The organism is Pedobacter sp. GR22-6 (assembly GCF_037402555.1).
Classification (GTDB): Bacteria; Bacteroidota; Bacteroidia; order Sphingobacteriales; family Sphingobacteriaceae; genus Pedobacter.
Genome location: NZ_JBBEUC010000001.1, coordinates 1,200,861 through 1,216,077 on the forward strand (window position 1 = coordinate 1,200,861; position 15,217 = coordinate 1,216,077).

A 15,217-nucleotide genomic window follows, 5' to 3' on the forward strand; every position below is an offset into this window, starting at 1 on the left:
ATTATCTGTTAATTGTAATGTATCCAACGCGTTTATCTTTATTGTCTATGGTGATGATGTAGTAATATGTACCAGCCGGCACATCATCGCCTATGTGGATACCTTCAGTTGTTTTTCCGTTCCAGGTATTTTCGTATTTGGCAGCCTTGTATATTCTGTTGCCCCATCTGTTATAAACTTCCAGAGATATTTGCTTGCCTGTGCCATTTTCCACTACAAAGAAATCATTGACTCCGTCATTGTTTGGAGAAAAGCCGCCTGGGATAAAAATATTTTGTTTGATCAGGTTAACAGGAGTGAATAGAGAAGGTGAAACATCACCATCACCCTTGGTGTCGGGATTCAGGCCATCTGTAGAAAGATCGGATGTGACTTCTGCACCTACGCTGTTATAACCTCTCGTTACAGCAGTATTGAAAAAGTCCCCTTCCTTCTGATCTAAAGTGATATTGAATTCAAGCGATACAGTTTCTTTACCGTTCGCAGCTAAGCTACTGCTTGGATCAAGCAATTCTTTAACTGAAATGCCATTGTAATTGCTGCTTGCTTTCAACGTGCCGGTCGCAGTTAACTTTGTAACTTTAATTGTATTTCCAAGAAATACTCTGTCGAGTTCATCTACAAGGCTCACTTTCGCAATACCTACTTCTCCATAATTCCGAACTGTGAAGAGATAGCTGATTTTATAGCTGCCATCTGTGTTTTTTGTGGCACTTACCAATTTTTTTGCAAGACCAATTTTTGGAGAAACTAATACATTGATCGTTATCTTCCCTGGTACAGAAGTATTTCCATCTGGATCAGTAATGATATAAGTGAAGTCATCTGGTCCGCTATATCCCGAATTTGGTGTATAAATTGGTTTACCTGAAGGATCAAATGTGATGGTTCCGTGATCTGGTGGATCCGTGATGGTGATCGTTCCTCCGGTAGGAGTTGGAATGTTGATGGTAATTGGACTGCTAACCGGGGTTTCAATATTTAGGTTAGGTGCAGGTATAACCACAGGGACTCTTACCGTCAGGTTTACCAATATAGGGTCTGATTCCAAGCCGTCCGGAGTTCTGAGTCGGTAAGTAAAACTATCCGGTCCAGAATATCCTGGTGCTGGAGTATACACTGGTATACCTGCACTGTTAATAGTTACTGTTCCGTGTAGGGGACTTGTTCCTATTACTACAGTAGTACCAACTTTACTTAGATCATTGTCTTTTACAGGAATGATAACAGCAACTCCGGAGTTTGTTGTGGCAGCATCAGGTGTTCCGGTAGGTTTCACATTTACCGTTACTGTAATTGGATCAGAACTTCCTCCATCAGGAGTGGTTAATCTATATGTAAATGTATCTTTTCCTGAAAAACCGGTGTTAGGCGTATAGGCTACACTTCCGTCTGTATTCAATACTACAGATCCATTTGCAGGGTTTGTATTGATAACGGTAGTCGTTCCTGTTTTACTTGGATCATTATCCTTCACAGGGATGTTTACAGGGATGTTTGTAATTGTATTGGCGATATCATCAAGCCCTATAGGTTTAATTCCTATGTTAACCGTAATTGGGTCTGAATCCACACCATCAGCGGTCCGTAGGATATAAGTAAAAGTATCCTTACCTGAATAACCCGTATTCGGCGTGTAAACCGGAAGTCCTGCAGGATTCAGTACAACCGCACCATGTGCAGCATTCGTAACAACTACTACCGTAGTCCCATTTTTGCTTGGATCATTGTCTTTAACCGAAATGGTAATCGGGGTATTTGGAGGTGTAACGACATTATCACTGACTCCAATTGGTTTTACAGTAATAGTCACAGTGATAGGTGTAGACTGTACTCCATCAGATGTATTAAGAAAATATGTGAAAGTATCCTTGCCAGAAAAGCCTGCATTCGGAGTATAGGTTGTGCTCCCATCAGCGTTAAGTACTACTGCCCCATTAGTAGGATTTGAACTAATTGTTACTGTAGTTCCTGTTTTACTGACATCATTATTTTTTACAATAATATTTATCGGTGTTGCAGGTGGAGTGCTAACATTGTCAGGCGATCCAGCTGGCCTGATATCAACATTTACCAAAATTGGATCAGAATCTAGTCCATCTGTAGTTCTGAGAATATAGTAGAACGAATCTTTGCCAAAAAATCCTGGATTAGGAGTATATACCGGATTACCCGTTCCATTAATTACAGCAGTGCCATTTGTTGGCGTAGAGGTTAAACTTACGGTAGTGCCTGTTTTACTAAGGTCATTATCTTTAACCAGGATGGTAACAGGAGTACTGATTTCTGTAGATACGTTATCTGTAGAGCCAATAGGTTTAATATTGATGTTTACAGTAATAGGGTCAGAATCGATTCCGTCAGGAGTTCTTAATGTGTAAGTGAATACATCTTTGCCTGAATATCCCATAGCAGGAGTATAGGTAACTGTTCCGTTCGCATTGACTATTGCAGCTCCGTGAAGTGGATTTGTCGTAATTGTGAGGGTTGTATTTAGTTTGCTAACATCATTGTCCTTTACCTGTATGATAGTGGATGTATTTGGCGCAGTAATCACATTATCGGTAGAACCCATTGGCTTTACAGTAATATTTACAATAATGGGATCTGAATCCAGACCGTCAGCTGTTCTCAACTGATAGGTAAAAGTATCTTTACCAGAGTAACCTGTATTAGGCGTATAACCTACAGTCCCATCCGGGCCAATAGAAACTAACCCATTTACCGGATTGGTCGACAGTACTATAGTGGTGCCGGTTTTACTAAGGTCATTGTCTTTGATCGGAAGTATCACAGCTACATCCGGAGTAGTGGTTATGATATCAGGTGAACCGACTGGCTTCACATTAATGTTTACAATAATTGGATCTGAATCTACACCGTCCGCAGTTCTTAAAAGGTATTGAAAAGTATCTTTTCCTGAAAATCCAACAGTAGGAGTGTAAACAACATTTCCGGCCGGATTTACTGAAATTGATCCATTTAAAGGACTAGTAAGAGGTACCACGGTTGTGCCGCTTTTTCCAGGGTCGTTATCTTTTACCGGTATAATAATAGCTTCATTAGACCTTGTATTGCCAGTGTCAGTAAGTCCGGTGGGCTTAACGTTCACTGTAACCGTAATCGGATCAGATTCGTCTCCGTTTGAGTTCACCAACTTATAGGTAAATGTATCTTTACCACTATATCCTGTTACAGGCGTATAACTAATGGTGCCATCAGGATTTACAATTATAGATCCATGGAGCGGGTCAGAATTTTTCAATACTGAAGCGCCGGCTTTTTTTGGATCATTATCCAGTACGTGGACAACAACAGGTGTATTTACATTGGTTGTCGTAACGTCATTAGTTCCTACCAGCGTTTTATTAACAACAATGGTTACAGTCGCTACATTTGATTCTGCTCCATTTGCGTCTTTAACAGTATAGGTAAAGGTGTCAGTACCAGTGAAGCCTGAATTTGGTAAATACGTTACTATTCCAGTAGTAAAGTTGATAGATAGTGTTCCGTTTGAAGGCTGAGTTTTTATAACAATACTGCCCCTGCCGATATTTGCATTACCATTATCGTCTGTATCATTGTCAACTATGGAAATGGGCACAGAGGTATTGAGAGGCGTAGTGGCTACATCGTTTACGGCAACTGGAGGATGGTTTACAGTAAGCTGAACATCATCTGAGGCTGTACAACCGGCAGCAGAGGATAAGGTCCATCTAAATACATATATTCCCGAAACCAAATTATTTACAGTAGTGGTGTTTAATGTCGGATCTGCAAAAGTAGCAGCGTTAGGTCCTGAGACCTGCGTCCAAAGTCCTGTATTTGTTCCGGTTGCACTGCCTTGCAGAGCATAAGTTCCTGTAGGAGTAAAAATGTTAATTGCATCATTAGCTCCCGCATCTGGAGCCGCCGGCGGAGCAGAATAAGTAAACGTTACCGAAGCAGTATTGGAAAGTGTTCCATTTGTATCTCTCAGGTTATAATTTGCTGTAGCAGATCCAAAGAAAGAAGCAAGGGGTACAAATTGTACAATGCCTAATGAATTAACAGAGAAAGTACCTTTGCCTGCCTGGAATAACGTATTTTGAATTCCGGGAGTTGCAGGATCCAGATCAATGGTCAGTTTATCAATGCTGGTATTGGTAGCATTAGCTTTGTCGTTTGTAGTAATGTCAATGGTAGCTGTAGTACCTTCACATGCCTGCTTAACGTCACTTGATACGATCGGATTTAATGTATATAAATCAATCGCTACGTTCCTGATTTCGTGAAAGTTCGTGTCATCACCGGTTGATGAAGCGAAACCATACCTGAGTTTTTCAGGAGCTGCATCCGGATAATAATAGTTATCTATTACTTTTATTCGTTCCTGTGGAGAGCCACCTTTAGTCAGGTATACGTTAATATTATATCCTCCTGATGGATTTGGGATAAGTTCAATCGCAACTTTACGGTAGGCGATGTTTGTTGGGTCACTGATTCTTTGGGATCCATCCCCGATCAGCGATACGCCAAGCTCATCTGGATGTACAGTCGTTAAAAAACGGTAATTATCCGGAGTCATTGCAATTCCGTCACCCTTACCACGCAAAGTAACCGAACCAGGAATGAAACCAACACCCCCTTGTCTTCCTTCATTATTATTAGAGAAATTCCCATATTCATCCAGTCCTATTGCTAAGTATCCTTTACTTACTCCTGGTGAAATAGGGGTAGTCGTATTGATCTGTGCATATCCTAGTGAACCGCCAAATCCTCCAATTGTAAATGGACTGGCAGTAGCGTCAAAGAGAAAAAAGCTTATTCCATCAGCCCTGCTGCCACCATAGGTCGCATATTCAAATTCTACTTTCAATCCATTGCTGGAAGGAAAATCAGACATGCTATAAGCATAGCCTTTTTGATTTTTCTCTGCATTTGTAAGCCTTAAATATCCGGATCCTATTGCATCAATAGGAGTTCCGCCACTGGGAGAATTGCCGGATGCTGTTAAGAATGCAGAGGGAGCGCCGCCGAAAACAATTCCTGATGCAGTTGCGTTTCGGAAACTTTCGACGTAGGGAAACTGAGCGTAACTTTTTGGTATAAAAAAGAATATAGCTAGAAAAAATAATACGATTCGTATTGGTTTTATCATAATATTGAAATAACTTGAACAGGTATAATTATAATTCAAATATAAAGCCATTATGCTTGATCTTTGAAAATGTAAATTTAAGCACTAAAAATCAGTATTTTACATAAATAGGGAGCAAAAATCGCTAAAGTTAATTGCTTCATTGAGGAAAAAGATCCCGATTAGCGGAAAAAAATCCACGGCTTTTTTATAGTTTTTCCCATTTTTTAGTTTCCTGGTTAAAAAATTTAATCAATTTTGCCGGATTTCCAGCTACAACTGAGTATGGAGGTACGTCTTTTGTGACAACTGAGCCGCCACCTATTACAGCGTGCTTTCCAATTTTTACACCAGCTGTAATCACTACGTTTGCTGCGATCCAGCAGTCGTCTTCAATAATGATTTCTGCTGTACTTACATTTTGTTCTACTATGGGAATTGAGATGTCCTGATAGTTATGGTTTAATCCGCTCATTACCACATTCTGAGCAATGATAATGTTATTTCCTAACCTGGCCGGGCCGATGATTACATTGCTCATTCCGATCAACGTATTTTCCCCGATAATGATGTTTCCAACGCCGTTGTTAAGTGTGCTAAAATCTTCTATCACTGAACGGCGACCTAGCTCAAATTTGTTGAAGGGGAGTAAATCCATTCGTGTTCTCCATCTGACAGCGCTTCCTCTGCCTCTTTTATGAACAAAAGGGTTGATAAACAAGCGTATCCAAAGACGAGGCCTTGCCTCACCGCTGGGAACGATCATCCAGTGAATTATTTTTTTAATTTTAGGGCTGTTTTTTATTATTTTTATTAAAGATTCCATGAAAAGCGATTTATCCTTTATATGGTACAATATTAGCATATTTTAAATCATAACCATATATTTGAATTTTTACCGTACTCGTTTATGAACTACAAAAAACTTGCCTTACTACTCTTTATTTTGATGCTTATGATCACGAAAGTAAATGTAGCTAATGCACAGGAAAGTATATTAAGTGACGTTTCTTATCTATATATGGAGAAGTTGGTGGCTACTGCCAAAGCAAATTATCCGAGAATAAAGACTTTGACCAGCCAGATCAATATCGCGAAAAGCGATCTTGCTGGTACCAAATCATCATGGCTTGACCCTTTTTCTTTTCAGTATGTTGCACGTTCGAATCAGCCAACAACCAACTCAGTTGTGGATTTGCAAACAGCAGATTTGTTAACCGGTTATCAATTTGGAGTTTCAATTAATCCAGGTTCACTTTTTGCTAAGCCCAGTCAGATAAAAAAGGCTAGAGAACAAGTGAAAATTGCAGAATCTTCACAAGCTGAATATTTTTTGCAGTTGGAGACAATGGTTAAAAATAGGTATATTGTTTATCTTCAGTATCAGAAGTCCCTGGTTCCGGCTAATAATGCATATAATGATGCATTAAGTAATTATAATGCAATTAAAATCAAGTATCAGAAGGCGGAAGCCACTTTCCTGGAGTATAATAGTGCCTCAAGTACTTTAAATGCCGCTACCCAGTCTAAACTTCAATCGGAATCGAATTATTTAAATGCGAAGATTTCATTGGAAGAACTGACTGTTAAAAGATTAGAAGAGATAAAATAATGGGCGAAGTATATAAATTCCTAAATTTCTTAAAACAATACAGATTGGCATTGATTATTGTTCCTATTCTAACAGTAATCATCACTTATTTTCTGGTTCGTAACTTGAAAAGTTCTTATGTTTCGCAGGCTCAGATCTCAACTGGTATTGTAGATGAAACAACGCAGCAGTCCGTAATTGTTCAAACCATACAGGGTGATCAGGTTCGTCAGCAATTTAGTAACCTGATGGAGATGATTAAGATGAAAAAGGTACTGAATCAGATTTCCTATCTACTAATCATCCATGATCTTACTTCGGAAAAGCCTTTTAAGGCAAAAAGCAAATTATTAGAGTCATTGAACGCAGAGGCACGGGGACATGCGCTGGCAGTATATCGAGCGAAATACGCCAAAAATGAAGAATTGTCTGTTTCAAATGCCGATGAGAATGGGTTATATAGAGTTATTGAATCTATGGACTATCACTCAGACGCACTTAAGAACAAATTACAGGTATTCCGTTCAGGAGAAAGCGATTTCATTACCGTTCAGATAGAATCAGAAAATCCAGACTTATCAGCATTTATTGTTAATGAGCTTTCTAAAGAATTTATAGAAAGTTATTCCAGATTATTAAGGAGTAATCAAATAAAGGCTAATAATTTTCTGAGAAACTTACTGGGAGAGAAGACAGATACGCTTGCAAACCGGATGTCCCAACTGCGGAATTACAAGATAAAGAATGGGGTTTTGAATCTAACAGAACAATCCAAGCAGTTGTATACATTGATTCTGGAATACGATACAAAAAAACAGGAGGCAGTGGAAAAGACGGCTTCCTATGCAGGAGCACTTGATGAAATAGATGCTAAATTCAATCCCGCAGAAAGAAGTTACATCGAATCTAAGCTTTCTAAAGTTAATCAGTCGCTGATCAATACCAGAGAAGAACTCAGTTCCCTTTATAATCTTTATATCAATAGCGATCTGGATAAACGTTATAAAGACAGCTATGATTCCTTAAACAATGTTTTGGTTGAACAGTTAAATAAATCTTCTGATCAATACGTAACGAATCCTTTCAATACTAAGCAGGAGCTCGTTACTCAAAAACTGAATCTGGAAATACAGATGGATATTTCGAGGTACAGTATAAATTCCCTTGAAAATAAGATTCAGTCTTTAACCAACCAGTTTCGCAAACTTGTGCCTAAAGAAGCAGAAGTTCAAACGCTCGAAATGAACGTAGATATTGCAAGTAAGGAGTATCTGGATATTTTAAATAAATATAATCAAAGTAGCTTAGAGTCTGGATTTGAATCCAAGATGAGTCTGGTTCAATTGGGAGTTGGCGGGTTGGCACAGCCCTCTAAAAAATTATTACTTGTTATTCTGGGTGGAATAATCAGTTTTATATTTTGTATCCTCGCATTATTTTTAATTTTTATTTCAGATTCAAGTATAGTTAATGTCGGTTCTTTATACAAGGCGTCTGAAAGTCCCGTTCTGGGTATGGTGAGCAAAATTGATAATCAATCTGTGGATCTTAAGAAATTATGGCAGGATGAATTAGACGACAGCACTCTCATAGAATTCAGAAATCAATTGAGGTCGTTGAGATACGAAATAGAGTCTGCAATGACAGATAAAATACTTGTGGTTACCAGTATTAGTCCTCAGGTAGGGAAAACCTTTCTTTCTTTAAGTCTGGTATTTGCCTGGAAGATGACCAATTTAAAGATATTGTTTATCGACGGAAATTTCGTCAATCCGCACATCAGCAAATCTTCTCCTTCATCTTCACTATATCTTGAAGATTTTCTACAGGATAAGGTTGATTTGGACGATCAGGTAACTGAAGGTAGTATTACCGTACTCAGAAACAGGGGTACAGACGTATCAATCATGGAACTTGCGGGCTATGAGAAGATCAGGCAAAAATTAGAGTATGCAAAGACTAAATATGATCTTGTCATTATAGAAACAGGTGCATTAAGTGAGGTGATGCAAGCGAAGGAATGGCTATCTTTCTCCAAAGATGTAATTTCTGTATTTAAGTCCGGTACAACATTATCTGATCTAGATAAAGCTTACATCTCATTAATGAAAAACTCTGGTAGTTTCAGAGGCTGGATATTGAATATGGTTACAAAGAATACTCACGACAAAGAGCTTTTTAAGTTGTGATGTTATAGTACTTTACTATGATAAATATATTGGTTCATTTTCTTAAATTTATAGTTGCTCTAAATTTATTGCTTCCGGTTACATTGTACATTTTCTGGAGATTTTCGGGAAGAACTCAAAAAACTGTGTCGTTCAATGTTGAAGAACGCGATTATGCAATTATAGTTACGGCTTATGAACAGACGGTTTTTATTCCGGAAGTAGTAAGGTCTCTACTTGACATGGATTACCATAATTTCATGGTTTACATCGTGGCAGATAATTGTATCGCAGATGAGAATCTAATTTTTGATGATCCAAGGGTCATCGTTTTATATCCACCTAATGTGCTGGCCAGTAACATTCGGTCTCATTTTTTCGCAATTGATAATTTTTCCAGAGATCACGAAGTATTATTGATTATGGACAGTGATAACCTGGCACATCCCACTCTCCTTAAAGAATTAAACGATCAATTCAATCAAGGTTTCCATGCAGTCCAGGGGATAAGGGAGGCGAAAAACCTGGATACTACTCTCGCTGCTCTGGATGCAGCCAGAGATATTTATTATCACTTTTATGATGGACAGCTTTTGTTTGATTTGGGCTCATCAGCGACGCTGTCTGGATCCGGAATGGCATTTGATGTTGCACTTTATCGCGAATGCCTTGAAAAATCAACTATGAGTGGTGCTGGTTTTGATAAAGTATTACAGGCACAAATACTAGGAAGAAATCAAAGAATTGCTTTCAGCAAAGAAGCTATTGTATATGATCAAAAAACGGCCAGTTCGGGACAGCTGGTGAATCAAAGATCAAGGTGGATCAGTACCTGGTTTAGATTTTTTAAATATGGTTTTTCGCTCATATTTAAAGGCATTTCCAATTTTAGTATCAATCAGCTTTTGTTTGGGATTATTCTTTTAAGACCACCTTTATTTATGTTTCTTTTATTAGGGGTAGTACTGGTAGTCCTGAATTTATTTATAAATCCTTTTTTCAGCCTGGTATTGTGTTTTTGTTTTGCGATGTTTGTTTTAGGGTTTATCATAGCGCTTAAGTCGCATAAGACGGATGAAAGGATCTATAAAGCATTGAGATTTATTCCTGTATTTATTTTTTATCAACTGATTTCACTAATGAAATCTTTATTGCCAAATAAGAAAAATATAGCCACCAAACACAATAAGTAGAACATCTATATGATTTGGTCACGTTATTCTTCAGCAGAGACAAAAAAAGCACTAATAATAGCTATTGTCGGTATATTTTTCTCGGTAATTACTGCTTTTTTAACTGTCAGACTGGAACTCATAGCAGTAGTTATACCTTTTCTTATTACTGGAGCAATTGTCTTTACATACGCATTATTTGCACAACCTAAAATTGGATTTATAGCCTATTTGATTTATTGTTTTGTCATAGCAGGCTTACTAAAAAACACCGGTCTTCCTTTTGGACCTTTAATGGAGGTGCTTCTTGGTATCACCTGGTTGTCGATACTGGTTCACAGGATGGATTACGATTGGAAGACTTTAAGAAATGATCATTTTTTTGTAGCCCTGATATGGTTCGGAATTAACCTATTGGAGGTTTTGAATCCAGCTGGTGCAAGTATAATGGGCTGGCTTATGGAAATTCGTTTCACGACCCTTAATTGGTTATTTATTGCTCCCATAGCGTTCTTGTTGTTCAATACAAAAAAGGATCTTGACTTATTTATCAAAATGATAATCGGGTTGTCTGTTCTGGCAGCAGTTTATGGCTTAAAACAAATGATCATAGGTGTCTCAGGACCTGAGCAAATGTGGCTGGACAACGGAGGCGATTTTACACATATTGTGGACGGACGGCTTAGGATTTTTTCTTTTTACACAGATGCGGGCCAATTTGGTGCCTCTCAGGCTGCAATGTCCGTTGTCGCATTTGTGCTTGCCTTAGGACCATTTAAATTGTGGAAGCGCGTTTTATTGGGTATAGCCGGTGCTTTGCTATTCTATGGGATGCTCATATCAGGTACGAGGGGTGCTTTATTTGCTTTGCTTGTAGCGGCAGTGTTTGCAATTTTCCTGACAAAGAATTTCAAAGTATTAATCATAGGTTCATTATTTGGCTTGCTTTTCCTGGGTATACTTAAATATACTTCAATAGGTAGTGGAGTGTATCAGATCGTGCGACTAAGAACAGCTCTAGATCCGAAAGACCCATCATTGAATGCCAGATTCATCAATCAGGCTAAATTAAAGCAAGTAATGGACGGCTTGCCGTTTGGTGGAGGTGTAGGAGTTATTGGGATGAACGGCAGTAAATTTAACTCGGATAAATATCTTTCAAAGGTGCCACCAGATAGTTATTGGGTGAAAATCTGGGTTATGTATGGTGTAGTAGGTTTAGTCATCTGGTTTTCCTTAAATATGTATCTTATCGGAAAATGTAGTGGGATAGTGATGAGGCTCAGAGACGATGGCTTAAGAATTAAATGCATTGCCTTAACTTCAGGCGTAGCCGGAATATTTTTTTGCAGCTATGGAAACGAGGTCATGAATGGCTTTCCTTCCTCAGTTATTATGTTTATGTCATGGTCTTTTGTTATATTATCACCAAGCCTGGATAAAGGTGTTTTGGGAGAAAAAAATAAAAAATAATATGCCTTTTGCAATCATCGCTTTTCCTGCTATTTTATTCTTTGTCATTGGGTTTATCAGTGGCTATAAAACTCATAGAAAATAATTTATGTACCAATTTTTACAATCTATACCTAATAGACTGACTAGGGTTACATCCGGCGGGAGATTGATAAGGGAAATTGATGGCCTCAGGTTTGTCGCGATTATACCAGTGCTTATTCAGCATTTGACGGAACGCTTTGAACGGAATACAACCGTAAATTTCACAAATCCACCGGAGAGCACACTTTCTAATTTCCTGGCGCATCGGGGATTTTTAGGTGTATATATTTTTTTCGTCATCAGCGGGTTTGTGTTGGCACTTCCTTTTGCTTCTCACCATCTTAAACAAACTAAAAAGGTCAATATCGGAAGCTATTTTTGGAGAAGGCTTACTCGCTTAGAGCCACCATATATCATTTGGATGACCATTTTTTTTCTCGCATTTATTTTCCAGATGCATGCATCTTTCGTTGAATATCTGCCACACTATTTAGCAAATATTACTTATACCCATGCAATTATTTACAATCAATGGTCTCCCTTCAATCCACCTACCTGGACGCTGGAGATCGAAGTTCAGTTTTATATTTTTGCACCTGTTTTAGCCTATTTTTTCTTCTTTATAAAACAAAAAAATATAAGAAGAGTAGTAAATGTGGTCTTAATCATATTGCTGGTGCTGATACAGCAGTATTTTAAATTATATCTCAATCCCTACAGTTTTAGTATCTTAGGACATTTACATTACTTTCTTTTAGGTTTTATCCTGGCAGATCTTTATATAACTGACTGGGTTGAGATTAAGAAAAGCAGCTGGTACGACATGGTCGCAATTTTAGCCCTGGTATCTCTTATTTATTCCTGGAGCTGGAGTTACGAACTCAGCAGTAGATTTGCTGTACTGATCTCTTTACTTGTGTTTTTTATCGCAGTGTTTAAAAGTCATAAAGTAAATCAATTTGTATCAAACCGATGGATCATGTCTATCGGGGGAATGTGTTATACCATTTATCTAATTCATTTGCCATTTTCGGAGTTCTTCATCAGACTCACAAAAAACATTAGCATTGGAGAAAACTACAGTGTTAATCTTTTAATACAATTGGTGCTATTTATTCCTATTGTTCTGGCACTAAGCAGTGTCTTCTTCCTAATGTTTGAGAAGCCATTTATGGATAAAAACTGGCCGGACAAATTTTCTCAAAAGGTTTTTTCTGTATTTAAAAAAGGTAGAATTCGATGAAGCTAACAAATACTACTGTTGTCATACTTGGAGCCGCAAAATTTGATGGTATCTATGAATCCACGAGTTTTACGACTGCAAAATATCTTGCATTGGAAAATGACGTCTTTTACGTAGATTATCCCTATACCATTAAAGATTATTTTAGACAGAAAAAGTCACTGGATTACAAGACCAGGGAAAAGTATTTTGATTTAAAAGGTACTGCAGTTATTGATACTGAACTTCCAAGACTAAAAGTAGTTATCACGCCTCCCGTAATTTCTATAAATTTTCTTCCGGAAGGTTCTTTATACAGATTCTTTCTGAAATATAATGAGCATCTAATTGTGACCAAAATCAAAACGGTGCTTAAAAGTAATGGTATTACTGAATTTATTTTTATAAATTCTTTTAATTTTCATTACCCACTTATTGGAAGAAAACTTGGGGCTACGCTGACCGTCTATCAATGTGTTGATCCGCTCATTATAGATTATGATAAAAAACATGGTGAAGTTTCTGAGCAGATCCTGGTAAAGGATTCAGATTTAGTGGTTTGTACCAGTAAACAATTATATCGCGAAAAACTTAAACTAAATAGCAATACGTATTTTGTCGCTAATGCTGCTGACTTAAAACATAGTTCTAAGGCGTTAGATCCTGATTTAAAAATTCATTCTGCGTTATCAGATATTCCAAGACCGATTATTGGATATTTTGGGCATGTTGAAAGGCGTATGGATTTTCCGCTACTTGAAGAGGTAGCATTATCAAATCCGGATAGGAGTTTTGTATTTGTAGGTCCGGTATCAGAGGAATTTGTTCCGTCTGATTTTAAAGATCATAAAAATGTTTATTTTACAGGAAGGTTGCCATATGAGGATATGCCTTCCGTTATAAAAGGCTTCGATATCGCTATGATACCTTTTAAAAAGGATGATGTAAGCTACACTATCTTTCCATTAAAGTTATTTGAATACCTTGGAGCCGGTAAGCCGGTAATTTCTACTGATTTTAATCTCGATCTGAAAGAATTTACAAAAGCTACGGTACGCTACTGTGGCAATGCCGCTGATTTTACAGATTCGATTCGTTTTTATCTGGAAAATAATGATGATAACGCACTAAAATCACGTCTGGCTGTAGCTTCAGAAAATACCTGGGATAAAAGAATTATGCAGTTAGGGGAATTGCTTTACAGGTTTTTAGAAATCAAGAAGACTCAGGCCTGATCTGCTTTTGATACATCTCCTGATATAATTTGATATGCTGGTTTAGGGGATCCTGTTCTTCATACCACTGCAATATAGACTCTCTGGGACTTGATCCGCTTAGTTTCATTAGCCGCTTCTGCGTTATGGCGTCTTTTAATTTGCTGAGAAGTTGCTCTACATTACCTGGTTCGAAAAGCATGTTACTTTTTTCATTTTGCGAATAATCGATCATTCCGCCGGTTTTAGATGCTATGATTGGAGTATTACACAGCAAGGCCTCTGTTCCTGTAAGGCCGAAGGTTTCTTCAATGGATGGAGCAACAAAATAGTCCATACACGAGTATAAAAGGGAATGTAATTTCTTGTTATGTACAGGTTCAAAACGTATAATTTCAGGAGCTTCGTTGGATTGATCATTTTCTTTCATGGTGCCAAAACAAAGAATTTTTAATAAACTACGGTCTTCTTTAGATAACATTGATAGGGCAGAGCGTAATAACCAATAACCTTTTCTGTAGTTTTTTAAATCATCAGCACCTGTTCCCAATATCAGGTAGTCTTCAGCTAAGTCAAATGCAGCTTTCGCAATTTTTTTTTCAACGGGTTTGAAATGAACCGTATCCAGAATGCAAGGAATGTAGGTACAGTTCGCTTCAGGAATGTACGCTTTGATTTTGTCAACAGTTACTGTACTGCTCCCGATGAGTTTTAAACCTGATTTTTTTATATAAGCATGTTTCAACACAGTCAATTTCTTCTCAAGTGACCCAAAGGAAGGATTACGCCTGACATCTTCTTCATAGTGAAAGCCACCTAAGATCGGATTGAGATCATGAGCGGTCCATACAATAGGTTGCTTCACATTTGGGAAGAATGAGGGAAAGTCTACAAAGTCGGATATCCAATGTAAATGAATGATATCTGCATCTCTGACGAGCTCATGTTCATGTAATTTATATCTTGAGAAAGGTAATGTAAAGGCTTCAAATTCTCCGGAGAGGTTTCCGATCAGCCTGTTGGCATTATCTATTTTCAGTCGGGAAGTTACCTTTTCCCAAAGGCTTTTGGATTTGTTGATAGGGTAGATTTCTCGTGTTATGTTCTCATCCGCTGAAAACATACATAACACCTTGGAATCAATTCCTTTATCTAATAGAGATTCATGAAGTCTCTTTACAGCTATTCCGGCGCCACCGGTAATAAAACCAGTTATATGTAATACTTTCATCGC

Annotated in this window: 9 protein-coding genes; 6 read left to right on the plus strand and 3 right to left on the minus strand. The window is 37.9% G+C overall.

Annotation, left to right across the window (positions count from 1 at the left end; translation table 11 throughout):
- Position 1 precedes the first annotated feature (1 nt).
- A complete protein-coding gene (locus WAE59_RS05545) occupies positions 2 to 5,140 on the minus strand; it encodes an Ig-like domain-containing protein (RefSeq protein WP_337854939.1) in 5,139 nt (1,712 codons plus the stop codon).
- A 187-nt stretch (positions 5,141 to 5,327) separates the two neighbouring features.
- Entirely contained in the window at positions 5,328 to 5,984 is a 657-nt protein-coding gene (locus WAE59_RS05550; RefSeq protein WP_337854940.1) for an acyltransferase, read from the minus strand.
- A gap of 45 nt (positions 5,985 to 6,029) precedes the next feature.
- On the opposite strand from WAE59_RS05550, the gene WAE59_RS05555 reads away from it, so the two are divergent.
- The 6 genes from WAE59_RS05555 (at position 6,030) to WAE59_RS05580 (ending at position 14,004) form a co-directional block, all read left to right on the plus strand.
- Entirely contained in the window at positions 6,030 to 6,731 is a 702-nt protein-coding gene (locus tag WAE59_RS05555; RefSeq protein ID WP_337854941.1) for a TolC family protein, read from the plus strand.
- 44 nt (positions 6,732 to 6,775) lie between these two features.
- Positions 6,776 to 8,899, plus strand: coding sequence for an exopolysaccharide transport family protein (locus WAE59_RS05560; RefSeq protein ID WP_337854942.1), 2,124 nt, complete (start codon positions 6,776 to 6,778; stop codon positions 8,897 to 8,899).
- Positions 8,900 to 8,916: 17 nt separating this feature from the next.
- Complete coding sequence (locus tag WAE59_RS05565; RefSeq protein ID WP_337854943.1) at positions 8,917 to 10,071, plus strand: glycosyltransferase; 1,155 nt, start codon at positions 8,917 to 8,919, stop codon at positions 10,069 to 10,071.
- Between the two features lie 9 nt (positions 10,072 to 10,080).
- Positions 10,081 to 11,523, plus strand: a complete 1,443-nt coding sequence (locus WAE59_RS05570; RefSeq protein WP_337854944.1) for an O-antigen ligase family protein — start codon at positions 10,081 to 10,083, stop codon at positions 11,521 to 11,523.
- Between the two features lie 88 nt (positions 11,524 to 11,611).
- Positions 11,612 to 12,790 (plus strand): acyltransferase family protein, encoded by a 1,179-nt coding sequence (locus WAE59_RS05575; RefSeq protein ID WP_337854945.1) that lies wholly within the window; start codon positions 11,612 to 11,614, stop codon positions 12,788 to 12,790.
- A complete protein-coding gene (locus WAE59_RS05580) occupies positions 12,787 to 14,004 on the plus strand; it encodes a glycosyltransferase family protein (RefSeq protein ID WP_337854946.1) in 1,218 nt (405 codons plus the stop codon). Before WAE59_RS05575 ends, WAE59_RS05580 begins: the two co-directional genes overlap by 4 nt.
- Here the strand turns inward: WAE59_RS05580 and WAE59_RS05585 are convergent.
- Positions 13,985 to 15,214, minus strand: a complete 1,230-nt coding sequence (locus tag WAE59_RS05585; RefSeq protein WP_337854947.1) for a glycosyltransferase — start codon at positions 15,212 to 15,214, stop codon at positions 13,985 to 13,987. The two genes, WAE59_RS05580 and WAE59_RS05585, sit on opposite strands and share 20 nt — an antisense overlap.
- Between the last annotated feature and the right edge of the window lie 3 nt (positions 15,215 to 15,217).